General features: G+C 50.4%; 24 protein-coding genes. 7 read left to right on the plus strand and 17 right to left on the minus strand.

Annotated elements, in window-relative coordinates:
* Positions 1 to 533: 533 nt before the first annotated feature.
* Entirely contained in the window at positions 534 to 1,430 is an 897-nt protein-coding gene (locus tag AAF564_08740) for a PfkB family carbohydrate kinase (GenBank protein ID MEM8485624.1), read from the minus strand.
* Between the two features lie 130 nt (positions 1,431 to 1,560).
* On the opposite strand from AAF564_08740, the gene AAF564_08745 reads away from it, so the two are divergent.
* Together AAF564_08745 and AAF564_08750 are read left to right on the plus strand one after the other, a co-directional pair.
* On the plus strand, positions 1,561 to 2,748 hold the full coding sequence (locus tag AAF564_08745; GenBank protein ID MEM8485625.1) for an MFS transporter: 1,188 nt from the start codon (positions 1,561 to 1,563) through the stop codon (positions 2,746 to 2,748).
* Between the two features lie 392 nt (positions 2,749 to 3,140).
* Complete coding sequence (locus AAF564_08750) at positions 3,141 to 4,043, plus strand: DUF4340 domain-containing protein (protein ID MEM8485626.1); 903 nt, start codon at positions 3,141 to 3,143, stop codon at positions 4,041 to 4,043.
* A gap of 100 nt (positions 4,044 to 4,143) precedes the next feature.
* On the opposite strand, the gene glmS is transcribed toward AAF564_08750, so the two are convergent.
* From glmS to lptC, 5 genes are all read right to left on the minus strand, one after another.
* Positions 4,144 to 5,976, minus strand: coding sequence for a glutamine--fructose-6-phosphate transaminase (isomerizing) (glmS, locus tag AAF564_08755; GenBank protein ID MEM8485627.1), 1,833 nt, complete (start codon positions 5,974 to 5,976; stop codon positions 4,144 to 4,146).
* Between the two features lie 160 nt (positions 5,977 to 6,136).
* Positions 6,137 to 7,150, minus strand: a complete 1,014-nt coding sequence (aroF, locus tag AAF564_08760; GenBank protein MEM8485628.1) for a 3-deoxy-7-phosphoheptulonate synthase — start codon at positions 7,148 to 7,150, stop codon at positions 6,137 to 6,139.
* 13 nt (positions 7,151 to 7,163) lie between these two features.
* Entirely contained in the window at positions 7,164 to 7,928 is a 765-nt protein-coding gene (lptB, locus tag AAF564_08765) for an LPS export ABC transporter ATP-binding protein (GenBank protein MEM8485629.1), read from the minus strand.
* Positions 7,929 to 7,933: 5 nt separating this feature from the next.
* Positions 7,934 to 9,481, minus strand: a complete 1,548-nt coding sequence (locus AAF564_08770; GenBank protein MEM8485630.1) for an OstA-like protein — start codon at positions 9,479 to 9,481, stop codon at positions 7,934 to 7,936.
* Positions 9,471 to 10,025, minus strand: a complete 555-nt coding sequence (lptC, locus tag AAF564_08775) for an LPS export ABC transporter periplasmic protein LptC (GenBank protein MEM8485631.1) — start codon at positions 10,023 to 10,025, stop codon at positions 9,471 to 9,473. The genes AAF564_08770 and lptC overlap by 11 nt, the downstream gene beginning before the upstream one ends.
* Before the next feature lie 260 nt (positions 10,026 to 10,285).
* Here lptC and AAF564_08780 point away from each other — a divergent pair, with 260 nt between their 5' ends.
* The 3 genes from AAF564_08780 to AAF564_08790 all read left to right on the plus strand — a co-directional run bounded on the left by AAF564_08780 (position 10,286) and on the right by AAF564_08790 (position 12,263).
* Positions 10,286 to 10,624, plus strand: coding sequence for an STAS domain-containing protein (locus tag AAF564_08780; protein MEM8485632.1), 339 nt, complete (start codon positions 10,286 to 10,288; stop codon positions 10,622 to 10,624).
* 113 nt (positions 10,625 to 10,737) lie between these two features.
* Complete coding sequence (locus AAF564_08785) at positions 10,738 to 11,151, plus strand: ATP-binding protein (GenBank protein MEM8485633.1); 414 nt, start codon at positions 10,738 to 10,740, stop codon at positions 11,149 to 11,151.
* Entirely contained in the window at positions 11,148 to 12,263 is a 1,116-nt protein-coding gene (locus tag AAF564_08790) for a SpoIIE family protein phosphatase (protein ID MEM8485634.1), read from the plus strand. Before AAF564_08785 ends, AAF564_08790 begins: the two co-directional genes overlap by 4 nt.
* On the opposite strand, the gene menE is transcribed toward AAF564_08790, so the two are convergent.
* The 3 genes from menE to menB are packed head-to-tail and all read right to left on the minus strand — an operon-like array spanning position 12,252 to position 15,443.
* On the minus strand, positions 12,252 to 13,688 hold the full coding sequence (menE, locus tag AAF564_08795; protein ID MEM8485635.1) for an o-succinylbenzoate--CoA ligase: 1,437 nt from the start codon (positions 13,686 to 13,688) through the stop codon (positions 12,252 to 12,254). The two genes, AAF564_08790 and menE, sit on opposite strands and share 12 nt — an antisense overlap.
* Positions 13,689 to 13,694: 6 nt before the next feature.
* Positions 13,695 to 14,588, minus strand: coding sequence for a 1,4-dihydroxy-2-naphthoate polyprenyltransferase (locus AAF564_08800; GenBank protein ID MEM8485636.1), 894 nt, complete (start codon positions 14,586 to 14,588; stop codon positions 13,695 to 13,697).
* A gap of 30 nt (positions 14,589 to 14,618) precedes the next feature.
* The gene (gene menB / locus AAF564_08805; protein MEM8485637.1) at positions 14,619 to 15,443 is read right to left on the minus strand and encodes a 1,4-dihydroxy-2-naphthoyl-CoA synthase; all 825 of its coding nucleotides are present in this window, start codon (positions 15,441 to 15,443) and stop codon (positions 14,619 to 14,621) included.
* A 163-nt stretch (positions 15,444 to 15,606) separates the two neighbouring features.
* Here menB and AAF564_08810 point away from each other — a divergent pair, with 163 nt between their 5' ends.
* Positions 15,607 to 15,909, plus strand: coding sequence for a Dabb family protein (locus AAF564_08810; GenBank protein ID MEM8485638.1), 303 nt, complete (start codon positions 15,607 to 15,609; stop codon positions 15,907 to 15,909).
* 46 nt (positions 15,910 to 15,955) lie between these two features.
* Here AAF564_08810 and AAF564_08815 read toward each other — a convergent pair whose 3' ends face one another.
* The 8 genes from AAF564_08815 to AAF564_08850 all read right to left on the minus strand — a co-directional run bounded on the left by AAF564_08815 (position 15,956) and on the right by AAF564_08850 (position 24,881).
* The gene (locus AAF564_08815) at positions 15,956 to 16,708 is read right to left on the minus strand and encodes a CPBP family intramembrane glutamic endopeptidase (GenBank protein MEM8485639.1); all 753 of its coding nucleotides are present in this window, start codon (positions 16,706 to 16,708) and stop codon (positions 15,956 to 15,958) included.
* A 4-nt stretch (positions 16,709 to 16,712) separates the two neighbouring features.
* On the minus strand, positions 16,713 to 18,446 hold the full coding sequence (menD, locus tag AAF564_08820; GenBank protein ID MEM8485640.1) for a 2-succinyl-5-enolpyruvyl-6-hydroxy-3-cyclohexene-1-carboxylic-acid synthase: 1,734 nt from the start codon (positions 18,444 to 18,446) through the stop codon (positions 16,713 to 16,715).
* Positions 18,421 to 19,842 carry an isochorismate synthase gene (locus AAF564_08825; GenBank protein MEM8485641.1) on the minus strand — a complete coding sequence of 474 codons (1,422 nt, stop codon included), beginning with the start codon at positions 19,840 to 19,842 and terminating at the stop codon, positions 18,421 to 18,423. Before AAF564_08825 ends, menD begins: the two co-directional genes overlap by 26 nt.
* Before the next feature lie 34 nt (positions 19,843 to 19,876).
* Positions 19,877 to 20,593, minus strand: a complete 717-nt coding sequence (locus AAF564_08830) for a histidine phosphatase family protein (protein ID MEM8485642.1) — start codon at positions 20,591 to 20,593, stop codon at positions 19,877 to 19,879.
* Positions 20,590 to 21,219 carry a hypothetical protein gene (locus AAF564_08835; protein MEM8485643.1) on the minus strand — a complete coding sequence of 210 codons (630 nt, stop codon included), beginning with the start codon at positions 21,217 to 21,219 and terminating at the stop codon, positions 20,590 to 20,592. Before AAF564_08835 ends, AAF564_08830 begins: the two co-directional genes overlap by 4 nt.
* Positions 21,220 to 21,499: 280 nt before the next feature.
* On the minus strand, positions 21,500 to 22,177 hold the full coding sequence (locus tag AAF564_08840; protein ID MEM8485644.1) for a DUF4230 domain-containing protein: 678 nt from the start codon (positions 22,175 to 22,177) through the stop codon (positions 21,500 to 21,502).
* Positions 22,178 to 22,278: 101 nt separating this feature from the next.
* On the minus strand, positions 22,279 to 23,292 hold the full coding sequence (locus tag AAF564_08845) for a hypothetical protein (GenBank protein MEM8485645.1): 1,014 nt from the start codon (positions 23,290 to 23,292) through the stop codon (positions 22,279 to 22,281).
* Between the two features lie 110 nt (positions 23,293 to 23,402).
* A complete protein-coding gene (locus AAF564_08850; protein MEM8485646.1) occupies positions 23,403 to 24,881 on the minus strand; it encodes a polysaccharide biosynthesis C-terminal domain-containing protein in 1,479 nt (492 codons plus the stop codon).
* Between the two features lie 143 nt (positions 24,882 to 25,024).
* Here AAF564_08850 and AAF564_08855 point away from each other — a divergent pair, with 143 nt between their 5' ends.
* Entirely contained in the window at positions 25,025 to 26,620 is a 1,596-nt protein-coding gene (locus tag AAF564_08855) for a c-type cytochrome domain-containing protein (GenBank protein ID MEM8485647.1), read from the plus strand.
* Positions 26,621 to 26,626 lie beyond the last annotated feature (6 nt).

The following is a 26,626-nucleotide window of genomic DNA, read 5'->3' on the forward strand; positions in this document are numbered from 1 at the left end:
CGGGTTCGAATCAAGGTGTACATACCGCGATATAGCCTGAAAATACCCGTAGATATACAGATCTTCGTTTATCTGTGCTTTTGCTGGTTTTGCATATCCCAGCCATGCAACAAGGCACAGACCGACTATTTGAAACCATGATTTCATGCTTTTTCACTGATGCCATCAACAAGAATCGCCTAAAAAACCTACCGGTTACCTTGCTTCTTTCCCGAAGGATCGAAGTAATAATGTCTCGATGTATTCCCCGCGGAGATCATCCTGCTGATAAGACCAGCTCACCTGCCAGCCATTTTTTTTGAGTCGATGAAAAGCAGGTAGATCGTTGAGTTGCTGACCTGCAGAAATGTAAAATTTGCGATACGTGATCTCTGTATCCTGATCCAAGACTTGCATTGCACGCGTGTAGAATTGAGAAGTGTAGTTATTGCTATGCTTATTATCGCCAGCTCTTTCTTTAACTATAGCGAACCTTGCTTATCCTTATCCCGGATACGTTTTGGAGATCTAGCTAACGCGCGGTAAGGGGTTGCTTATTTCCGGTTTTGAAGTGACAAGAAGCCGCCATGTTGCTGGATCACCTGGCCGGCAAGACGGCTACCGGCAGCGCCGGCCGCAATCAAGGTGTTGCGGTCCGGATTGATGAGCGCTGCATGCTGGACCAGATAACCAAGCAGGCCGCCATAAAATGCATCTCCGGCACCAGTAACATCTTTTGCAGCAACCGCAGGCGGATCTATATGAATATGATGATCGGGTGTATGTATCACTGCGCCGGCTGCGGCTTGCGTATGTACGAGTAAACGAAGTTTGCCTGCAGCCTGAAGCATAGGTTTTACCATCTCCCATTCTGCGTCGTTCACTTTTAGTAAATCCACTAACTGAATCAGCTTGCTCGTCCGTTCTCGGACACCCGGTGCAACACGGGCAAGATTAATATTGGGGTCGTAAGAAATCAGGCCCCCATTTGCCTTCACCTGCGCCACCAGTGCAAACGTAGTCGCTGCAGTTTCTTCGCCCAACATTGTTGTGCCTCCAATGTGCAATACATCAAATGCCATATCCCCCTTGCGGACCTGGTCCCATTCCAGGAACTGGTCTGCGCTGCGGCGATTTGCAATGGCAACGCTTCGTCGGCCTCCTTCATCGTGTGCCATAAAAACACAACGCGTAGGGTGAGATTTATCGACCTGAATTCCCGACGTTGTGCAGCCGGCAGCTTGCAGCGCTTGTTGTGTAAACTGACCAAAAGCACCCTTCCCCACTTTACTCAGCAGCAGCACATCGATACCTGCAGCCTCGCATGCTGCGGCAACATTGGCCGGCGAGCCCCCCGGGTGCTTCTCAAATACTACTGCATCTGCAACTGATGCAACGGGGTCCGGACAAATAAAATCTACAACCAGTTCACCAATACAACCTACCTTCATAACCACATTATTGATATACTTGACGCATCAATGTACGCTATTCGGCCGCATGGTTCACGCCAGCATTACCCGGCTATCGTGGATTGTTAACACAACTGTTTGCTCACCAGCTTTTGCGCACTCGATCACCATGCCCCCATCAACCAGCCTGTCTGCACCCTCAGATCACCCTTCGCGCATGCTGGCCTGGTGTTATTTTCTGACGTTCTTTGTACTTGGCCTTGCTCCCGCAGCACTGGGTCCTACCCTCCTTGCCCTGGCCGAGCAAACCGGCTCCGAGTTGGGAGACATCAGTATCCTCTTCTCCATGCGTTCGCTTGGCTATCTGTGTAGTGCGCGCATCATTGGCGGCATGTATGACAAACACAATGGGCATCCCATCATGGCCGGTGCCCTTAGCTTTGTTGTCGTGCTGTTTGTCACATTGCCCTACATCTCCTCGCTGGGCGTGCTCTCAGGCGCATTTCTGTTCCATGGTATCCTCAGCGCGTGTATCGATTTAGGAGGGAATATCCTCCTTATCTGGGCCTACCACAAAAATTCAGCGCCTTATGTAAACGGACTGCATTTCAGCTTTGGCCTTGGGGCGTTCACGGCACCACTCATTGTTGCCGCAACATTGACTGTACAACTCCCCCCGGTGTATACCTACTGGATTATCGCAGCACTTGGGATACCAAGCATTATCTGGCTATTGCGTAGCCCGAGCCCCCATAACCCGCTCATTGAGGAAAGTGATGAGCCCACAGCACCGGGTAAAACTGTACCCGTGTGGCTACTCGCTGGCTTCTTTTTCCTGTATGGCGGCAGTGAAGTAAGCCTCGGCGGCTGGATTCATACCTATGGCATCAAACATAACCAGATGGATGAAAAAACAGCGGCGTACCTCACCTCGTCTTTTTGGGGAGCGTTTACGCTTGGCCGGCTGTTTGCTATCAGGCTTTCAAGCAAAGTTGCGCTACACAAACTTGTATTGATTCAAATGAGCGGCGCGGCGTTGTGTGTACTTGTGTTGCTTCTCAGCCCGCCAAATACAATTATCACATGGGGTTGCACACTGCTTGTCGGACTCTGTATGTCTTCCGTATTCCCCCTTGCCATCACGTATTTCAAACGATTTACCGCCGGCAGCGGTCAACTGTCCAGCTGGTTCTGGATTGGCGCCAGCGCAGGAAGCATGACCGTACCATGGACAATAGGCCAATTCTTCGATACCATTGGGCCTACCTTTTTCACGCTTCTCATCGTTATTTGCCTGATTTTGGCGACGAGCATTATGTACTACATTTCCCAATTTATATACACCGATGCAGAATAAGACCATATAATCAAGCAATACTCAACCAAATATGGTTCGCGTCGTAACAGGTGAAAATTGGTCTTATAAAAGGATACATTGGATCATCCAATTCCGGGGAGTACAAATTTCGGCTTGAATATGGTAGGCTGACTGGTACAGGATCTAATCCGAACGTCCGTGTTGCGTCGAGATATAAAATCGATATGCGCTAGACACCAAAAGCGTAGCTTTTGTCCTGACATATTATTTTAAAGTAGCGTTGCCTGGCACTTCTTGATGTGTTAGGTGGTTTAATGCAAGGCAACGGCACATATTGCAGTTTTACTCTTAATTGGCAAGCGATCTGTACAGGACCATCACTTCAAGCAAGAAATCATCGCAAGAATTATAGCATCTGCTACTTCCAATCCATGCAACAAAAGCAATTGATTTGGCTTGGGGGCTCTCTGGTTGCCCTGTTAGCCCTCGCGTTTGCCTCAGGCACATTTGGTAGAGAGATTTCTACGGTAGACGTGCCGGCGCTTTCTATTTCAAGCGAACAAATTGAGCACTTTGAAATCGTCACCAGCGACTCTTCCATCTTTACCCTGGAAAAGCAAAACGGCATTTGGCATATTACGAGCCCCATTCAGGATGTTGCCGATAGCCTGACCGTTGAACGGTTTACCCAAAACCTCGACGACATCCGGCTCGAATCGGTGGTGTCAACCAATGTCAAAAAGTATGACAGCTATGGCGTCGGCGAAAACAGTAAACATGTAAACATCGCCTGGGGCCGCAACAAAAAAACATTTCACGTCGGAGATAGTGGACCAGACTTTCAGTCATTCTACCTGCGTATGGGGGGCGACAGCAGGGTATTCCTTTCCAGCGGCCGGCTAAACTTGCCAGAAAACCTCGACACCTGGCGCAATAAGCTGGTCATCACCCTGGTACCCGAAATTGTAAACCAGATTGCTGTTTCCACGCCGGCCACAACATACGAAGTAAACCGCAATGGCAGCGTTTGGAAAGTTGTAGAAGATGGGGATGAAAGCACAATTGAATCGGCTAAAATTATGGAGTGGATGGATAGGTTTGCACCACTCGAAGCAACGGCTTTTATTAACGATATGCCGGCAGCAGAAGTCAAAGCAGAGGCAACACACCAAATCCATTTTAGCATGCCGGGCGGTGGTACCCAGACCATCTGGATTGTTGATGCTGAAAACGAATTGGCCGCTACTGTGAGTGGCAAGGCAGCCACGTTCCGCTTATCTCCCGCCCTACTAGATACATTTATACCCGACCCCGACGACCTCACTGACGATTAACTTCACTGACGATTACCGTTTTGAAAACGCCGAAGCCAACACCATCCTCTGGTGCCGGCTTCGGCGTTTTCACGTATGAACAAGAACAGGCACTGCACTCTTACTCAACAGTCACGCTCTTTGCCAGATTACGTGGCTGGTCTACATCACAACCCCGCAGCACTGCTATGTGATACGCCAGGAGTTGCAACGGAATAACCGACAGCAATGGCGAAAGAAACTCAGCAGTAGATGGAATACGTATGACGTACTCGCACAGTTCATCCAATTCAGTATTGTCTTCTTCTGTGATTGCAATCACAACCCCGTGCCGGGCCACAACTTCTTCGATGTTCGTGACAATCTTTTCGTAAGTACTGTCTTTCAGCGCGATAAAAATCACGGGCATCTGCCGATCGATCAGGGCAATGGGGCCGTGTTTCATCTCGGCAGCCGGATACCCTTCTGCGTGGATGTACGAGATTTCCTTTAGTTTCAACGCACCTTCAAGCGCCACAGGGAAATTGTATCCGCGCCCGAGGTACAGGAAATTGGTTGCATAGCGAAACACCTCACTCATGCTGCGGATATCCTGGTTGAGCTCAAGTACGCGTTCCACTTTCTCAGGGATCTGGGCGAGCTCCTGCAGATGCACAGCTACTTGCGCTTCGGTTAGCGTACGCCCCTCAGCCATTTTCAGCGCAATCATCGTCAGCACGATTACCTGCGCGGTAAAAGCTTTTGTAGATGCAACACCTATCTCAGGGCCGGCATGCAAGTAGACGCCGGCATCGGTCTCTCTTGCAATGGTAGACCCTACGGCGTTACACACGCCAAACACCGGAATACCTTGCCGCTTGGCCTCATGCACCGCAGCCAGGGTATCAGCCGTCTCACCACTCTGAGAAATGGCAAGGACAACATCGCCTTCGTTCAGGATTGGTTTCCGATACCTGAATTCACTCGCGTATTCTACCTCGACCGGAATCCGCGCCAGATCTTCTATCAGATACTCCCCTACCAGGCCGGCATGCCATGAGGTACCACACGCACAAATGATAATGCGCTGTGCCTGCTTGAGCTGCTCCATGACATCTTCCAGGCCACCCAGTTTGATCTGGTTGGTTTCGGTAGATACCCGACCGCGCATACAGTTTGCAATCGATGCCGGCTGCTCAACAATCTCCTTGAGCATGAAATGCGGATATCCCTGCTTTTCAATTTCTTCCAGCTCCCACTCTAGCTCGTGGATTTCTTTCTGCAGCGTCACATCATCAATTGTGCGCACCTCAAAACCTGATCGGCGCACCACAATCAATTCTCCATCATTCAGGTAGACCACCTTGCGCGTATACTCCACAACTGCTGAAGCATCCGAACTGATGATGTATTCATCGTCGCCAATCCCAAGAATCAGCGGACTCCCTTTACGGGCTGCAATGAGCAAGTCGGGGTCTTCCGCTGAAACAATAGCGATGCCGTAGGTCCCCACAACCTGCGTCAGGGCTTGCCGCACTGCCTGATCAAGTGCCAGGTTGGTCGACTGCTTAACGTCGTCGATCAGGTGCACCAATGCCTCGGTATCCGTCTGCGATTTAAACTCAAAGCCGCGTTTTTGCAAGCGAGCGCGCAAAGCCTGATAGTTTTCAATAATCCCATTGTGTACCAGTGCAAAGCTCCCATCGCTGCTGCTATGCGGGTGCGCGTTGACATCGTTGGGAAAGCCATGGGTTGCCCAACGTGTGTGGCCTATGCCCAGTTGGCTGCCAAGTGCCTTGTGCTGTATCACATCTTCGAGCTCTCCTACCTTGCCTTTTTGTTTGACAATGGTAAGCCCTTCGTCCTGCACTGCAATGCCGGCTGAATCATACCCACGGTATTCCAACCGTTTGAGGCCGTTGAGTATTACTTCGTGCGCTTTCTGATGTCCTATATATCCAACAATACCACACATGTGATCCTGCGATTTATCTATTTTGGAAAATGTAAAAGCAGGTCATGCAAAATCATGACCGTACTACAGAGATATATGCACCGCACGCCGGCGCCAAGACGTATTGATCTAAAACAGGCTACCGGTGCAGGCGCTAAACTAGAGTAGATAGGGGCGTAAACTAAAATGTTCGTCCGATGGCAGAAGCAATCTGCCGGACCTGATTTACCAGTTCCACAAACTGTTCAAAGAAAAGTGCCTGCGCGCCTTCACTTCTGGCAGCAGCAGGATTTGGATGCACCTCGATCATGAGTCCATCAGCACCGGCCGCTATAGCAGCCAGGGCCATCGGCGTCACTTTGTTGCGATACCCCGTGCCATGGCTCGGGTCTGCAAATATGGGAAGGTGGCTACGCTCCTTAACCACCGGGATCGCTGACAAATCGAGTGTATTGCGGGTGTACCGCTCAAACGTCCGGATACCACCCTCACACAGAATAACTTGCATGTTGCCCTCAGCCAGAATGTACTCCGCACTCATCAACCATTCTTCTATGGTAGCAGACAGTCCACGCTTGAGGAATACGGGTTTCTGCGTGCGTCCGACGGCACGAAGCAAGTCGTAATTATGCATGTGACTTGCGCGAATATGGTACACATCCACATAGTCGCGCATTTTCTCGACCATATCAGGACTGGTTGCCTTACTCACCACGCGCAGGTTATGCCGGTCTGCTACATCCCGCAGGATCTGCAACCCCGAGGTACCAAGTCCCTGGAAAGAGTAAGGAGACATTTCAGGTCGGTGAATATCTGCGCGCAGAAAAGACGCGCCGGCTGCCGCGACGTGTGCGGCAATTTGCTCTAACTGGGCTTCATCTTCCAACATGTTCGGGCCGGCCATCATCACAATGTGGTTGCCACCAACTTCAACCCCATCGATGGTAATCGTTGTGTTTTCCTTTTTCCATGCCCGACTCGCAAACTTGTACGGTTCGGTGACCCGATACACATTGGCTACGCCCTGCATCACTTTAACCAGGCGGGAATCAAAGTCTGGTTTTACACCTATAGCACCCAACACGGTCTGATTAACGCCACTGGAGCGATGTACATCAAATCCCAGTTCACTCAGCTTCCCGATGACAGCTTCAACCTGCTCCTCAGCAGCGCCGGCCTGCATGACTACAACCATGATTCAATAGGGGTTATTGTTGGTATCGCTCCAGGGTAAACTTTTCACCCAGGTATCGCTTTCTCACTTCTTCATCCGCAGCAAGATCCTCTGCAGTGCCCTGTTTCAGGATGCGGCCTTCATACAACAAATAGGCGCGGTCGGTAATTGCAAGGGTTTCGTGTACGTTGTGGTCTGTGATCAGTACGCCTATGCCCCGCTCCTTTAACCGGGCGACAATCGACTGGATATCTTCCACAGCAATCGGATCGACGCCGGCAAACGGTTCATCCAACAGGAAAAATTTTGGATTCGTAGCAAGCGCGCGTGCAATCTCTGTTCGCCGGCGTTCTCCACCCGACAACATGTAGCCTTTCGAATGCCGAACCTTTTCCAATCCAAACTCTTCGATCAATCCATCAACACGATACTTGCGATCTTTTTTGTCCATCGACTGAAATTCGAGGACTGCATGGATATTGCCCTCAACAGACAGATGGGTAAACACAGAAGCTTCCTGCGCAAGATACCCTAGGCCAAGGCGGGCGCGCTGGTACATGGGCACCGATGTGATGTCTTCTCCACCCAATCGAATGGCACCGGCATTGGGGCGCACCATACCAACGATCATGTAAAAAGTGGTCGTCTTGCCGGCGCCATTTGGCCCGAGCAATCCGACAATTTCACCTTGCTGTACCTGCAAGCTTACGCCGCGCACGACTTCCCTTTTCTTGTAGCGACGCACGAGGCTATCCGCATACAAAGTTAAAGATTCGCTAGATGTACCAGACTGATCCATGCTGTTTAGTCTTCATTTATGAGGCCGCGCGGCTGTTCGCCAGAAACGGGTAGCAAAAAGGGCTGGGTCCGCTGCATTATACGAAGCATTCGCGATTCATCATCCAGCATGACATTTTTTTGTGGCCGGCGCTCCGGTGTCCACGAAAAACCATCCAATTGAAAGGGATCAGGAATTAACGCGCCATCATAGTACATGCCTTGAATACCTGAAAAATATCCAATCTCATTTAGGTCATTATTCTTGAACCGTAGTTCAATCCGATCACCAGAAGTTTGGATACCACGCAGTTGGCTACCCTCACTTACACTGAAATAAATGGATTCTGCCTGCGGCCCAACAGATAGGCTCTTGAGGGAGTCCTGTTCAAATAAACCCAGCAGCGTTTTCCCCTTGAGCTGGTTGATACGCATGGTGGTAGAATCCTGATCAGCGGCAAATGCATTTCGCAGCACAAACAACGAATCAATTTTTCCATCAAAAGCCGTTGCCCGCATCGTGTCACCAGACAACTGATACGAGTCAAACCAAGCCATTGGGTTGTCGAAGAGCCGGTTCTCTTCATTTAGCGGTTCAAGCTCTACAGAAACGCGGTCGTACACAGCAGAATCTGCCAGAGCGGCAAAGTCATCGCGCCAAATGAGGACAGATTCAACAGCAATGAGCCGCTGCAACGAATCTTCCCGGATGGCTTCGAGCGTGGTGGCCGTCATAACGAGCGAATCAGCCGGCACGCCGAGGGAGTCCTGTTTAAACTGGAAGAGCATCGCATTGCCCTCCATTTTGCTGTAGCCGGCGCGATTGTCGTTATACACCCGATCGCCGAACAGAAAGGTGCGGGTTGAACTGTCAGCTGCAGCTTCGCCTTCCTCACCGCCTGTGCGCTCAATAAATACATCGCCAAGACCAATAGAAATTTCAGTATCCCGGAAATAGGTTACCGAGTCTGCTTCGAGGTAGGTTTTGTCTTCTTCAAGCACCACCTCCCCATAAAATTCTGCGCGTTTCTCTTGGGAGAAATATTCGCCGTCCAAGCTGGTCAACACCGTTGCACTGTCAACGAGCCTGACATTGTCGTCAAACGCAGTGTGCTTTCGGTCAAAATCATGCAATGCGGAAGGAGCATATACCTGTACTTCACCATCAGACAGGCGCACCCGACCCATTGCTCGGCCTTTCTTCGTGCTGCTGAAATACCGTACGCTATCAGCCGACAGCGAGTCATTGTTTTGTATGATGAGTACATCGCCGATCAGCAGCACTTCATCCCGCCCTTCAAACTCAAGCACACGATCAGCCCAGAGGTAAAGCGTGTCTTTATCAGGCTGGCTGAGCCTTACGTTGCCTTCAAACATCCGGATGGGCTCACCGTTTTTGACGGTGCGGGAAAGTCGGTCGGCATTCAGGAATTTGACCACCTTCTCATTTGTATCTGCAATAGCGGACTCCCAGGTTGTAGCTGGTATCTGCGGCGCCAGGCCGGCGCCAAGCAAGCAGGCCGCAAGAAGCGCAGGTAAACAAAACTGCAGAATGGCTGTGTTTCTAAATGTCATCAACAAGGGCCTGCCCGGTTACCCTGGCAATTTCGTAGTTCTCGAGGTCTTCGTCAGCATCCAGGTTGTAGCCCTGAATGTCTTCACGGGGGGTTGTAATACGAACAAAGCCGTCTGTTTTAACCCGCCGGTCTATTTCATGCCAGATGAGGAACTCTGTTTCTAGTTTTTTCTCATCCGTTGTATTTACAATCACATTGCCTATAGATTCGATCCGGCGCTCGTTTTCAAAATAAACCATCTGGTCAGCTAAAATAGTAGCTGATGAGTCACCCTTTTCGTCAAAAAGATAAGCGAGCACCCTGCCTCCCAGGCTATCCGGATGCCCCTCAAGGATCATGTAGGTACTGTCTACGCTTTCAAATTTGGCCATGTAATCCGCGTGGATCTGCATCCGAGGCTTGCCGCCGTCGATGACATTAAACTGGGTAAACCAGCTTTCCTGGTCGGGCAGCGGCCCTTGCTGGATTTCTTGCAGGCTCGGGGTAGCAATATCCGGCTCCGCACAGCCGGCAAGCGCCACCCATACAACAGCAAATATCATCCAATACGGCCCAGAAAGAACCTTCGGAACGCAACGCGTACAGCTTGGTATTATTTCCATCAACATGATCTTGTATCCGACTTGTGCATCGGACTTACAAATGCATTTCTAGCACCGATAAACATTTCACCTCCCCTTTTCTCTTTCCCGTCCTTCAACGTTAAGAACGAATAAGGGTTTTAATATTTCATGGTTTTGCCGATACAACGGAAAACCTGTTTGAGCTCAAACCATTAGATCATGCCTTAGAGGAAACCTTTATGAGCTTTTCAATCGAGCCTTTTGACACTGATACTGCAGTCGTAACGATCGGCAAAACGCTGGACTTTAGGAATGCAGACGACTTCAAAACGTCTTGCCAGAATCAAGTTGAAACTGGAAAACACAATTTTATCCTAGATTTTTCTGATACGGGTATCCTCGACTCTACTGGGTTGGGTTCTATTTTCTCCCTGTATCGCAAAGTATCGCCCCTCAATGGACAAGTGGTATTTGCTGCCATCTCAAGGCCCGTGCAAGTGGTCGTACAACTGACCCGTACTTACAAAGTATTCCGTCAGTTTCCTTCGGTAGATGCAGCAATGCAGGCACTTCACTAGTGGATTGCCCAAATTTATTCGAAGCGGAACCCTCCGTTTTTGTTCGTTTAGATTTACACCCTTTCCCCTCCATGTATTCCGAAATGCATTATTTTAGGAATCTAGATACCATCATGGACGATGTCCACGGGCTGTTTGATGGTTGGGAAACGCAGTTAGAAGCGTATGCTTCGCTTTCCCTTGAAGTACTGCACCTCGCCAAACTTGCCGTTCATGAGTGGGTAGCCAATATAAAACAACATGCTGACTTCCAGGGCAGATCGCCCGAAGTTGGACTGTACGTCTCTCCAACAGATGATCGCCTGAGATGCATCATTGAGGATAACTCTGAAGGATTTGATCTTGAGGGTTATCTGAAAGATCATCCCAAAATTACCGTAGTCCTTCCCGACCGTGGTATGGGCTTGTTAATGCTCAGGTCTTGCACCGAGGAGTTGCGTTATGAAAAGTTAAACGGCGGTAAACAGAAGCTGGAATTCTATATTCCCGCCAATAACGATCCTCATGTCGATATTCCCTTCTCATGACAGATTATAACATTCTAGTTGTAGAAGACGAACATACCCTACGCCGGCTACTTGAATACAGGCTGAGCAAGCATTATAGCGTCCAGACGGCCGCGAATGGAGAAGAAGCGCTTGCCCAATTGGGTTCAAACACCCCCGACCTGATCATTTCGGATATCATGATGCCGAAAATGGATGGGTTTGCCCTGCAGACAGCCCTGCAAGAACAAAAAGATACGCGGACAATCCCCTTTATTTTTCTGACTGCAAAAGCCGACGATACCAGCCGGCTTAAAGGCATGCGCATGGGGGTTGACGATTACATCACAAAGCCATTCGACATCGACCAGCTCCTCTCCAGAATAGACAGGCTGCTCGAACGCACCCGTCTCTTTCAAACGCAGCTGGATGCCAAAATTGGCAACGATTTCTCCCAGCGGTTGATGCCGAAGTCCATGCCCGAAGTAAACGGGTACGATATTACGTACTACAACGAACCGCGAGAATATGGCGGTGGCGACCTTTTTGACTGGGCAGAACCATTCCCCGGTGTCTTTTTCTTCACCATTGGTGACGTGATGGGCAAAGGGTTGCAGGCCAAGTTTTATGCTTTCAGCTTTCTGAGCTATATCCGAGGTACACTACATGCGATGCTCGGTACCTCAACCTCTCCGGCAGCCCTCATGCAACGGGTCAATAAAATCCTGATGGAAGACGAGGTGATGGAAGAGACCTTTGCCTCGTTGTTACTCATGCGCTGGGAGCCGGCGAAAAACGAGCTGACATATGCCAACGCAGGCCATTGCCGGCCATTCCTGATTTCAAATTCTGGCGCCAGCGTTATCCCGCATAGCGACCTCATTCTGGGGCTCGACAAAAATGCTACGTTTGAAGATGCCACCATCCAGCTTGCACCGGGCAGCGCCGTCATGGCATACACTGATGGACTCATCGAGCAACAGTTGAAAAATGGCAGCCAGTTGGGTGAAGAAAATCTCGGCCGATTGGCCCACCGCGCGAAGGGCTGTCAGGCCCCTATCCAGGGCCTGTTAAGCAAAGTGCTCGACAACAGCGCGGAAAAGAAATTTGGAGACGACATCCTGGTCTTCTGGATGCAGCGGTCAGCTTCCTGATGCCAGCGCAGCTAAAGCACGAGTCGTAAGTTGCTTGCGCGAAACCTTCATCTCTCCAGTAACATCTTCCGCAAGCGGCAAGTAGGCAATTGGATTCATAAACCTTGCAATCCGTGTTGCAAGATGCGTTTCGAACACAGTTGGCGCCGGCATGTCGCGGGATACATCCAGGAAAGCAACCGGGCGATACCCATAGGTCTCATCAGGTACCGGAACGACAAATGCGCGGATTACCGCAGCATGTGCCTGCAAGGCCCGTTCAATTTCTTCCGGATGAATATTCTCTCCGCCAGAGATAAACATATTGTCTTTTCGCCCTTCCACCACAAGATTGCCTGCCGCGTCCATACGACCAACATCTCCTGTCCGATACCAACCGGTTTCATCAAACGGCTTTTGTAGCCCCTCCCCGCTTACGTACCCCAGGAAACGTGTGGCACCTTTTACAAGGATTTCGCCATCTGCATCCAGCTTCAAGCGCCTGTAGTTGAGCAGCTTCCCCGAAGTAAGCAGCGTTTCTAGTGATGCAGCGGGCGGTGTGGCAGTGATCTGCGACGCCAACTCAGTCATCCCGTACGAGGTATGGATGGGTAAGCCGGCTTTATAGGCAAGCGTTATTAACGATTCCGAGATCGCACTCCCCCCCAGCAAAATAGCCTGCAGGGCTTCATACCTGTTGTTTGCTTTTGCTGCAAGTAGCCGCTTCAGTTGCGTGCCCACCATCGACACATGCGTTATCTCATCAGACGCCAACTGGACTGCAATAGGCTGTTTTTTATCTGACAAAACTACTGTAGCGCCGGCAACAAATGCACGAAACAGAATGGCAACGCCGGCCACGTGATAAAGGGGCAGCGAAAGTAAATAGCGATCGCCGGGTTTCATCGGAATATTTTCATTGGCACCAAGCGCACTCAGGTAATGGTTGCCCCATCGGTGCAATATTGCCTTGGGTAATCCGGTACTCCCAGACGATAGCAGGAGGGTTGCCGGCTTCTGTACATCCACGGTGACTGGTATCGTAACCGGTTTGGCTGCCAATGCCTCCCTTATAAACGTATCGACAGCGATGACCTGCGTAACATCGCTGTTATATCGGTCTTCAGCCACAAGCAACACCTTACACCGAAGATGTCCCATCAGCTTCTCCACCTGCGAAACCGGAAATCGCGTGCTGAGTGGCACAGCCACCAACCGGCACCTGAAACACGCCCACATCAACGTTATGTGCATCCAGGTGTTGGGCAACAATAGGCCAACGTGATCGCCCGGCTTGAGCCCGGCAGCGACGAGTTGGCTGGCGACTGCACTGACCCGTGCATCAAGGGTGGCATAGGGCAGGTCCTCACCGTTTCCCAACACAAGCGCAATAGAAGTCGGTTGAGACCGGGCATGCTCACTGAGCGGGCAATTTCGTATAGCCACGGTAAGTTAGAGATTCCAGGTTATAGAAAAGAGAATACTATAGATAAGCAAAAGTCTGGCCGTTGCCCCCAGGATCGGATTTAAAGCGGGGCTTGCCGGCGTATTTGTCACTTGGCGGAACAGCAACATACCGGGGATGACGCACAGGCTCGTGATCAGCACGGGCAGGTGCGCAGGCTCCATCAGATAAACACCCAACGGAATCAGGCCAGCCCCCAGCATACAGATAAAATAGCAAACCAGACCAAACGTCCGTCCAAAGCGGACCACAATGGTTTTTTTACCAGCAAGCCGGTCTTCTTCGACATCTCGAATGTTGTTCACCAGCAATATTGCTACGGCAAGCAGCCCCGGGGCAAGTCCTGCCAATAATACCGTATTGTTAATCGAGAGGGCCTGCACAAAATAGGTCCCGCCTACAGCAACGGGCCCAAAGAAAATCAGCACAAATAAATCGCCAAGGCCCATGTATGCGAGCGAATATTTGCCAGCCGTATACATAAACCCCGAAATGATTGAGAGGATGCCTATTAATACGATAGGCCAACCGCCTCGCCACATCAGATACCCTCCAGAAACAACCGCCAATCCAAAGACCAGCGCAGTAGCAACCAGCATGGTACGGGCAGATACCAGGCCCGCTTGCGTCACACGCAGCGGGCCTTTACGGTCTTCTGTATCCGCACCTTTCTTGAAATCGGCGTAGTCGTTAAAGAAGTTGGTACCAATCTGAATAAATAGCGCCCCAAGGAGCGCTAATCCGGCAGACAGCCAGTGCACAACCCCAGCAGCTATCGCCATGGCAACACCAATCAGAACCGGTGCGACTGCTGCCCACAGTGTTTTGGGGCGCACAGCTGCCATCCAGACTTGAAAGGTAGACATTGAAGGAGATGCCATGGTATCCATGCTGCAACAGTGCCGGCAGGTTTATGGGCGAAACGGGAATTTGGAAAACTCGGGTTTGCGCTTCTCATTGTACGCATTACGGCCTTCCTGTCCTTCTTCGGTCATATAGAAAAGCAGGGTTGCATTCCCAGCCAACTCCTGCAAGCCGGCCTGGCCGTCACAGTCTGCATTAAGTGCAGCTTTCAGGCAGCGAATGGCCATGTGAGAGTTTGCGAGGATTTCCCGACACCATTGCACAGTTTCCGCTTCCAAATCAGCAAGCGGCACCACGGTATTCACGAGGCCCATTTGCAACGCATCCTGCGCATTGTAAGGACGGCAGAGAAACCAGATCTCCCGCGCTTTCTTCTGACCGATGTGGCGCGCAAGATATGCGGCACCATATCCACCGTCGAAAGAACCCACTTTGGGGCCAGTTTGCATAAACTTGGCATTGTCGGCTGCGATGGTCAGGTCGCACATCACGTGCAGGACGTGTCCCCCACCAACGGCCCAGCCGGCAACCATTGCAATGACAGGTTTGGGACACGAGCGAATTTGCCGCTGGAAGTCCAGCACGTTGAGTCGCATGATGCCTGTACCGCTTTCTTTGTAGCCGGCATCACCACGAATCCGCTGGTCTCCGCCGGAGCAAAACGCATCCGGGCCTTCACCCGTCAGAATGATTACGCCGATTTCAGAATCGTCACGTGCATCATCCATCGCATGAATCATCTCCTTTACCGTCAGGGGACGAAACGCATTGCGCACTTCGGGGCGATTTATGGTAATTTTGGCAATTCCTTCTGCCTTATGATATTTGATATCGGTATATTCACCGGCAACATTCCACGAAATTGCAGACATATTTATCGAGGTTTGAGTTTTATTGGGCGCTAAATACGGGCGCTAATATACAACTTTATTACGATCCAGGGTCAGGTTCATTTGCAGGGCTGGAATTCAACCCCGGCATATCGTAATATCACGCTTGCAATACTCTTTTCAATCTTTTTACACTGCAACGCAAATGGTTACACACATCGTCTATTTTTGGATGAAATCAGACGTCGGCCAGGCCGGCCACGATCAGTTCGTAAAAGGTGCAAAACACCTGCTTACCATCGAGGATCTCGCCCAAGGGTATCTCGGAAAGCCGGCTGCTACCGAGAAACGCGAAATCATAGACGATTCCTATGACTATGCCCTGGTCACGATGTTCGACACCATGGAAGCACACGATAGATACCAGGTACATCCAAAACACGACGATTTCAGAGAACTCGCCCACCTGTGGGACCGCGTGCAAATCTATGATTCTAAAATAATCTAATCTTTATTGATCAGGCATGTAATGCAGGACTGCCTCAAAAGGGTAGTTATCGCGAAGACTTTACTTCTTCGAGCACGCCATTTTCTTTAAAGCGCATCTCCGGGTGATAGAAAACAGCCCAGTAATCATTTGAAATTGCCAGAATTGCATGGGCTGCAACACAAGCCCAGATGGCACCTGTTTGTATAACAATCAGCGACAAGACGATACTCAAGGGAATCGTCCCAAAGGTTTCTTTGCCGCCCTTCGGAAGGTGGGTTGTTGCAGATAATGCGGTTGTGACAATAATTGCCGGCCACCACCCATACACAGACGCAACCCCCATCAAAAGAAATCCCCGAAACAGGAATTCATAGGCAAACATGTAAAGCGTCCATACCAGCGCATTGACCACAAGCAGGCGCCGGCTCCAGTCTCTTGCCCTTATCTGCGGGTAAAAACTGTACATCTCTTTCTGGCGGGCTGTATACCAGGGTATAAATGAAATGGCCCCTCCAAACAACAAAATCCAATACAGCGAGATGGTCCAGTTGGCGTCACCTAATCCGTAGTTTTCAGGTGTGCCCGGCAAAAGCAGCAGCGTGGCCAACATAGGCAATCCGCCAAGGTATAACACCCCAATGAGCTTCTGGTACACAGCACCATACTGATCGAAGTATCCATCCCCATTACGCGCATCAACCCAGGCTTTCAATCGCTCCGAATGGGCGACAAACCAATAGAGGCAAAAACAAACGGTAGCGGTACCCACAGTGATGACAAAGACTGCATCACTAGTTTTCCAAACCAAGTCTTCCATTTACTCACTCGTTCACGAGGATCTTTGCTATCGCCCGGTGGCAGGCGAGATTTTCTTTACGATTTGTATGGACTTCGATGATCGTGCTTTTCTTCCCTGCTAAAGCACGTGCATAACTTGCGCTAAAGGTGTCTACCTGGTGGGTTTGCGCATAATCAAGGCCAAACATTTCTGCGGCGAACCCGAAATTTAACCCATGCGGCGCTGCAAAATGCGATTCAAATATATCGTTGTATGAAGAGATTGGTAAAAAAGAGAAAATTCCGCCACCATCGTTATTTATTACAATGATAATGACCGGTGCCGGCAAGCTGCGAAGTATAGCGAGCGAATTAAGATCATGCAAGAGGGTCAGGTCTCCGAGCAGCACAGTACAGCATTGGCCCGTACCGGCGACTACTCCGGCAGCAGTTGCTACCGTACCATCGATACCACTCGCACCGCGATTCAAGATCACAGGCGTTGGGCGCGCTTGAAGAATCGCAAACACGTCCATATCACGCACAGGCATACTGTTTCCGACAACAAGCGTCTCGCGTGCAAGGAGGGTCCCGAGTGTACGCGCCAGCAAAGGTTCTGTAAGGGTTGTTGCGCCGGCAAAGTAGGTATCCAGTTTGGCAGCTACGCCTGCGTCAGCTTCCTGCCAGGCGGAAAGCCACGCTGTACCATTTTCATCCGTGCCGGTAGTATGTTCAGCCAATTGCAAGGCAACCGTGGCGATATCACCTTCGATACGGGTAGTGACGTTGTGGGTGGGGTCGAGTCTGTCAGGCAATCCGTCAACAACTACGTGTTTGCTGGGTGCCGTACGCTCAAGCCATTGCAGCACTTTTTTGGAGGTGTACCGTTTCCCAAACTGCAACACCATGTCGGGTCCCTCACGAAAAGCCGGCGTATCTACAAGAAAATCCTGGTTGACAATTACGTGCCTATCTAACTCATCTACTTGCGCGCCAACATCTGCAAAAACGGGCCAGTTCGACTTTTTGGCAAGGTGAACAACTGCAGCCCCTTCTGCAGGAGAACGCATCCGTCCGGCAATTACAACACCACGCGCTGATGCGCGAATGTGGTCAGCGATTGCTGTTAATTGGGGTTCAGCTGCAACACGTACGGTAGCCGGATACGCCGTGAAGGGCGCATCGGATTGCTCCCAATTTTTCAAAGAGGCAGCGTAAGCTGTAAAGTCAGCGTGCGTTTCACCCGGCGCAAGGGGTTCGCGAAACATCCAGTTCAAGTGTACGGGCCCCTCCTGACTACGGTGCACTGCCTGGTCTATGGTTGTAAGTACAAAAGCGGGCGCAATTTCGACCGTCGGTGGAGGACCATCGAAAGCCCACGAAAGATAGTCTCCGAAAATGCCGGGCTGCGTAATAGTTTGATTGGCACCTGTACGACGAAGCTCAGGAGGACGATCCGCAGTTAACAACAGCATGGGCACCCCTTCAATGGCAGCTTCCACAACAGCAGGCAATCCATTCGCAACAGCAGTCCCAGACGTGGTAATCCAGCCAGCCGGCCGGCCTGTTGCGCGCGCAAACCCGAGCGCTGCAAAAGCCGTCCCTCGTTCATCAAAATGGACAAACGATGTTGCTTTGGGGTGGCGGGCAACAGCTGTAGTGAACGGCGTAGAACGCGAGCCTGGGGCGATAAAGAAAGTATCCACGCCACACCTGACCAGTTCTTCAACGATCAGATACGTCCACAGATGGTTAATATTTGGCGCGTCGTTGATCAAGCCCCAATGCTTTGATAAAATCGCCGATTTTCTGCTCAATTTCCTGCCATTCATCGACAGGTTTGGAGCCTTCAACAATGCCGGCGCCCGAATAGAGGGCAAGCTTTCGATCTGTTGCAAGTCCGGATCGGATGGCAACCGCAAATTCTGCGGCTTCGTTACTCATCCAGCCAATAGGTCCCGCATACCACCCGCGATCAAATGACTCCAGTTGCCGGATAGTTTCCATGGCCTCTTTCTTTGGATGTCCGCCCACCGCAGAGGTTGGAGGCAATGCCTGCAAAATGTCGACGTCTGAAATAGACGGGCGCAGCATCCCATGGAATTTAGATCGAAGGTGCCGGCCAATATTGAGATTCATCAAAGAAGGTGCTTTGTCCATCGTAATATCCGTGCATATCGCACGAAAGACTTGCTCGATGCTACGCCTGACAAACGCGTGCTCGTGCTGGTCTTTATCACTCAATAGTAGCCGATGTCCCAGTTCAATGTCTTTTGCATTGATATCATCGCGCATTCCTGTGCCGGCAACGGCTTCGCTAAAAATAGCCCTGCCATTGCGGCGATACAGGCGCTCTGGCGGCGCACCCAAAAAGACATACGCATCCTGCACCTGAAAATAGAAGTGAAAACAGTTTGGTGTTGCCTCACGAAGCAGTTTGAAAAGCAAAAATTTATCAAACGCTTCTGTAAAAGAAAATTCTACTTTGCGCGCCAGCACAACTTTTTCAAGCGGATGGCCATTCCGAATCATTTTCAGCGCCTCCTGTATCATACCGCGCCACCCTGATTCATTTGGGGAATCATGTCGCGCTATAGGCAACGGGACCTCTCCACGTAATTTGTGTGTCGAGAATTGTATGCCAGCAAGTGCAGCCAGTAGCTCCTCTTCCCGGTGCATATCCTCGCCTGGGATCAGGTTGCAGCACAAGAAAAATTGTCCGTCGTGTCCCTGAAGCTCAAACCGAGGCAACACAAAACAAAAGTTTCCGGCAACGGGCCACTCTGGGGTGCCTGCTTGATCAAACCTGATGCCACCATAATACCGCACACCTTCCTGTGCCTCTTCTAGCCGCTCATTAACTTGCGCTTTAAGCACTGGAAAAGCATCATTACCCTGGGCAATGAGTTGATCAGCCTCGCCCAACGCTGCAGTAAAAAACTGGTCGTCTCTGGCCTCCCAGAAAATTTTTATATCAGCATCCTGCTCACGCAACCACTGGACAGGATCGAGCGCAGCAACAGGCACAGAAACCTGTACAATACGCTGATCGACCGCTGCAGTATTTCGGGCTGCAGCAAGGACAGACCTGACTTGATCTGAAAGCATTAACGACGGCTTTGTAACCGGCGTTACCTGCAAGGTGCTTTGTATGTTATCGCGTCTCTCCATCATACCTGTACCGGTTGTCGTTCAGGTGTTCAGAACACTAACTTAAGGATGCCAGATGATCGGTATTGTTTAAATACTGCATTTCAAATCCGGCCGCACTATGCGTGATATAGTTTATGCCCGTGTTGGCATGTTTAATCTCCTCCATCCGCTGCAATCCATATGCATCAAGCAAGCTTGCAATCAGGATGCGAAGAAACCGACCGTGGGCCACAACCATGACCCGTTCGCCGGCGTGATTGTCAATTATATAGTTGATGCCCCGCAGGGCCCGCTGCTGAACATCCAGGGCAGACTCCCCTCTTCCAATCGAAAAAGTATAATTGCCTTGCTGCCATTCTTCGCGCATACGTACAAACTCGTCGCGTAGCGCGTCTGTTACATGCATGCCTTCATAGTCACCCCACGACATCTCTTCGAGATCGTTGAGGTATATGAGGGGCTTATCCTGGTTCTCCAATGCAACAGTCTGGGCAGTCTGTTTGGCACGAATAAGGGTACTGGCGTAAATCACATCCAGGTTAAAAGTAGCCGCGTGTGATGCCAAAGCACGCGCTTGCCGGCGTCCCAACTCATTCAGCGGTACATCTATCCCTCTGCCCTGCACAATGCCCTGCTTGTTGTAATCCGTTTCGCCGTGACGTACAAGAAACAGGTGGGTAACAGCGTTCTCCACACGTGCTGCCGGCCTAGACGCCTCACCGCTCGAAAAGGCAGGGGCTCTTGATTCAGATCCTTCCGCTGACTTCGTCATTTCCTGGTTAATCGGTTCAAAATAAAACGCTCCATTTCGTCGAGTTCGGGCAACGATACCCGGTGCTTCATAGCTGCACGTACGATCACCGACTTCAACACCTGATCGGGATACGGGACTGCATACATGCGCGCATGTACTTTGTCTAGCAAAGGCTTAAACAACTGATCTACAAGGCCCCAGCGGATGACGATAAACAAGACCAGTCCAATTCCCATCAACAAAAACTGGTCATTGATGGCAAACCAACTCATCCCGATTACATAGAACAACCCCTGGGCCCAAACCTGATCCAATAGTCTGAGTACGGGAGACACCGTCAGGCTCGTTAAAACAGGGCCCCAGATGGCAAAAAGGAGGTAAACGGCTACAGCAATTCCGAGGGTGGGTAACACACCGAGCGTCCACAGCAATGGTGGAATGCTCCAGAGCATCAGTGTTTTTGGACTCCCAAGCCAACGGGCAGCCATATTTAGCAACCAGTCTATGGATCGGTGCGCAAGAACAGGCTCCGCATATTGCTTAAGATCAGCAATGGTTGTGTGAAACCAATGCCCTGCGGCGGTAAATATTCCGTTGGGTGTTTCGATGAAGGATGCGTCTTTATCCGCGATGGGGACCTTCATAAGTAACCTACCGGTTGGCCGAGGTATCAGGAATCCTGTAGAGATACAAAATCTAGCGTTACCAAACCACACAAGAATGAACGATTCAGGGGCACAAATTACGGACACACCAGCTCCAGATCCGCTCATTCCTCTGTAGCTAAACGTAACGATTCCGAACGATCAATAGTTTCAAAAATTATTGAAAGTTTGGTTCAGATGCACGCAGGCCAGTAATTAATGCTCAAATGCGATGTGCCGGCCCCTCATTTCCGGCAATTTCCAATGTGGGGTATAAACGCTAGCCTTGCGGGGTGTACAGTTGAACACCTTTTCTAAACCGGATTACAGGATCTGACACGCCAGCTGCTTTTAACGCCGGCACCAATAACCGGGAAAGGGCTGCTTCGGTGTTTCGCAAGGGTTGTGGGGATGTTTGCAGGTGTGCTTCAGCTTCTGCACGGAGTGCATCTTTGGCAACAACCATGGCTTTGTGCTCTACAGCTTGTCCACTCCACGAATGTAGTCTCGCCCACCCTACTTCTGTTTGAACCTCCATATTTTCGAGGTTCGGATCAACAGACTCTACTTCAAGCTCGCTGGCGGTAATTATGACAACATTACCGGGCTCAAAAGAAATGGAGCTGCCGTCAATCTTGAGCAGATCGACACCATAGGACACACGCCCCGGTAGTCGTACAGTTGATTTCGTGGTACCCAGCGAGATGGACTTGTCAAAGTAATCCGGGAAGAGATACTTGGTGTTTTGCTGCGTGATGGTTGCGTTGATATCCAGGTATCCCGCAACCAGAAAGGAAGCCGGCACCTCACGCCTAAGCTCGGAGATGATAATCTCTTTAACGTCTTCTTGCGTGATCTGCACATCAGGCAATGATGGCGCAGAAATCTGGGGTGGTGACAGGTAGATACCTACCGCAACTCCAGCAAGCAGCAACAGGATCAGGAAAATGCCTCTCATGACAATATTGGCTACCGACCATACAACGGCATAGAAATGCCCGGGCGTTCAAATGATAAAGCGTAGGGTATTATTATGTCGAATAGCACACCTAAGTTGCACTACTCATCCAGCAACACGTCGTAATAGCGCAATTTTGATGGAAACATGACAACATCACGCAACCATATGCCCTGGGGAAGGACCAATTCAGGGACAATAAAACCTGTGGTATCATCCCGTAGTGCGTCGTATGATACGGAGGCAAGAAAATCACTGGCATCTTGCGCCATCTGATATTGTGCAAGCGGTACCCTGAACTTGACTTCAATAATCGGAGGATCAAGGGTCAAGTACTCCTGCATAGATGGGACATCATTTAAGTGGACATCCAGGTCACGGGTGCCTTCAGTGAATTGTGCGGTAACAGCAGAAAGACGTGTTTCACTGATGCTGAGCGCAACAAGTCCTTTCAAGGTATCAGCCAGTTGCACGGTAATATCAAGGGTGTCTTTCACGTCTTCCCGCTCAAAAAACGCTGTTGGCCAGTGGGTAATGTTCTCAAGGATGGATTGTGCACCGGAAAGCTCAACAGAATCAGGTGTTACCCAGATGTCTTGCACTATATCGTGCGTAGCCGGCCAGGAAATTTCAGCACGGGGCTGGATCGGTACTTTTTTGGTCTGACGCGCTTCTTTTTGCAGCGAAAGGATGGCCGGCAAGGTGCGCTCAACCATCATATTCTGGGGCAACCGTCGCTCTACTGCTTCCTGGACACTCAACTGCGATTGATTGGCGTCGATGACAATACTGGGTGGATTGTAATAAAGCTGCAGCAACTGCAATCCATCCCCTTTCACCATCACATTTACACTTGGAGGTGGCAGGGTAACAAATGCTTCGTTTTCAGACAGGTTTTCGACGCGCGTAACGATGTCAAACGACTTGGTATAGCTCTCACTCATTGAGCTAAAGAACCAAAGGATCACGGAGAACACAATGCACATTGTGATCACAAAACCACGGTGTTCAGGCTGCTCACCTTCATCGTGTGGTTCTTTGCTGGAAAGCGAAAAGATATTGTTTAGCCGCTCCCAGAAAACCGATCCGTATGACGCTGATTCAGAATTCGCCACAATCGAAATTAATCATTGAATTGTTGAAATGCCGGTAGGCCTTGTATGTAATGAACATACGCGCTAAATAGCCGCACCAGGTAACGAGCCTAGTACCGATTTACCCGGCCTTAGGTCCAACCTATTTTCTCTTTGATAAATTGCCATCCCTGAGCAATCTCATCCCGACTGTATAACCTAAAAAGGAATAACAGCGGGAAGTAGGTCAGGATAAGCAAAACACGTGCAAAAATTCTCGGTACCAGTGCGAACTCCTGCGTCAGCAAGCCAAGCACAAAAAGGCAGGTAACAATGCCAAGGACGATTGCGAAGGTAGACCACCGGTATTGGATATCAATTTCTTTGCCCGCGAGGCGATTTGCCAAAAAAACAAGGATCCCATATGACAACACAGTAGCGGCGGCTGCGCCATAAGCACCGGTTGTCGGAATAAGCGCAAGGTTCAGCAATACATTCAGTACAGCCGCTATCGACACCATCCAGGAAATGAGGTGGGTTTTATTGGTTGCAAAGAAAATGTTGTTGATCACAACAAACACACCATACAGCATTGCCCCCAATGCAAGCGGAAAAACGAGAATTGTACTTTCAAGGTAGTAGGCATCTACCCCGATGCGGCCAAGGGCTGCGGTCAGGTCAAAAGCCAGCAACGCAATGCCGAGCACAAACCACGCGGCCCATATAGAAAAATGTCGGAAAGCCCGCCTGTGTAAACTGAGGTCCCCACTGCCCAGTGTTTTGAGGCCAAGAATGGTGAAAGCAAGCTGAAAACTCTGTACTACAAAAAGATTTAATACGCCACTGAGCCTCGCCGCCCACTCGTACATGGCAACCGTTTCATCTGAAGCAAGCTCTTTCAGCAAAAAACGATCGCCGGCATTCAAAACAAGTCCGGCAAGTCCCATAAAAATGAGCGGGCCGCCATAAGCAAGTAAAGGACGCAAGAGCCCTACTTTAAATTGCCACTTTATTGAGGAAAGCAACGCTACGAGCAGTACAAAAACCTGCAATCCGGAGGCACAGGCATACGCCATGTAGATGCCTTCAATCCCCCGTTGCTGTGCTGCAAGAAAAACATATACGCCGCCAATCAACACAACCATTTCCAGCATGATCACAAGTACATACACCCCGGGCCGCTCTTGAATGCGAAGCAGCATCATGGGTACGGCTGCTATAACTTTGCACCCGATATATATCCCCAAAAACAGGATGACATGACCGGCGCCGGTGTCATCGAGGAAATACGAGGCCAGCGGTTCGGCAAAAAACTGCAAAATCAGCCAGAACAAGCCGGCAAACCCGATGGATGCAACAACTGCCGTAAAAGGCAACGCTTCCTGTTCACCCGCACGCTCATCTCTCCCTACATACCTTAGCAGACCATTCCCTAATCCTAGCCCAGCGACAATGATGCAAATCTGGGCAAACACAAAAAGCGTCGCAAATTGACCGTACGCCTTGACACTTAAAATGGAAGAGTTCAGATAAAGCGGTGCAAGAAATAACCCGCTAAGTTTAATGGCAACATTGCCAAGTGCGTACAAGCCACTTTGCTTGATAAGGTCAAAAATAGATCTTTTTGCCATACGGCTTAAACGTACGCAGATGCAGGAATACAACGGTTTGGACTAAACGCGGGAGAAGGTTTTTTGTACCTGTTCTCGATCCTCGTTTTATATTTTTTTATAATACGAGGGTCTAAGAGAAAAAACCTGTCAGGTTGTAAACTATGCCAAACGCGATGTGGACCACCAATACACGCATCCTTTCATTGGTGCTGGTACTTTTTACCCTTTTTTCGCTTCCTGCCTCAGCCTCTGATTTGCTGCCTGTTTTGCAGGAAACAGCAGATGAAAGTGCTACACCACTCCTTACCAGGATTCTAAATGTAGATCCCGACAATCCGCCAGATATTTTGGTGTTTCTAGGGCGTTTCCACCCCCTCTTCGTGCATTTGCCGATTAGTTTCTTGCTGCTTGGCGCCCTGCTCGAAGTAATCACACGCATGAAACGCTATGAAGAGTTGCGGCCGGCTGTATCGTTTGTCCTTTTCCTGGGCGCTCTTAGTGCTGTCGTTGCGGTAGTTGCCGGCCTATTGCTTGCGATGACTGGCAGCTACGGGGGGGATGATCTGAACTGGCATAAGTGGCTCGGGATCGGGGTTGCAGTGACAGCTGTGTTGGCGTATTGGCTCAAGCGCCGCAGCCTAAAAACGGAAGATGTATCAATGCGCCGGGCCTATGGAGGCGTACTCGCTGCCTGTAGTGCGATGCTCATCGTAGCAAGCCATTTTGGAGGCTCACTCACCCACGGCTCAGATTACCTGACCAGCTACATGCCTGAGCCATTTCGTTCAATTGCCGGCATTCCGCCGCGAGAAGAAGCAAAACCCATTGTCCTTGAAAACGTGGATGAAGCGCAGTTATTCAGCGACATTATTCATCCCATCCTTGATGCCAAGTGTACCAGTTGTCATAATCCCAACAAGAAAAAAGGCGACCTGATTCTTACCACAGAAGCTGATATTGTTGCGGGTGGCGAAAGCGGTGCTGTGTTTGTTGCCGGCGACGCAGGCGACAGCGACCTTTATCGCCGGCTGCTGCTTCCCACAGACCACGATGACCACATGCCTCCTTCAGGCAGAAAGCCGCTGTCAGATGATCATATTCGCCTGATTGGCTGGTGGATCGACAGCGGTGCACCTTTTGAGGATGCTACGGTTGCTCAAATCGGTACCGACGATAATATTCGCGGCATCCTCGACCGCATGGCATCTGAAGCTCAGGAAGCTGCCTTTGCCCTTGAAGTGCCGGCTGCTGATCCGGCAGACATACAGGCCCTCGCAGACATGGGTGTCCTCATCATGCCCCTATCCCAAGAAACCAACCTGCTCCAGGCAACTTTCCTCAATGTTGCTGACGACTTCAGCGACGATGACCTGGCCCTGCTTACTCCGCTCGCAGAACAGATGGCCTGGCTGAATCTTGGCCGATCGGCCATTACCGACGCAGGCATGGTGCACATAAAAGCGCTGAAGAACCTTTCGAAGCTACACCTCGAAAAAACAGCAGTGACGGATGACGGCCTCGCGCAATTGAGTGAATTGGAACGCCTGGAATACCTCAATTTGTACGGCACCCAAGTATCGGACAACGGACTTGAGCACTTGAAATCGCTCGCCAACCTGAGTGCGCTCTACCTGTGGCAATCCAACGCAACACGCGAAGGTGCAGCCCGACTGGAAACGGCCATCCCTGGCATCGAAATCAACATGGGCTACGAAATGATGCAGGATGCAGAAACGAACAACGTATCTACAGATTAAGCCCGT

It is taken from the genome of Bacteroidota bacterium, from assembly GCA_039111535.1.
Classification (GTDB): domain Bacteria; phylum Bacteroidota; class Rhodothermia; order Rhodothermales; family JAHQVL01; genus JBCCIM01.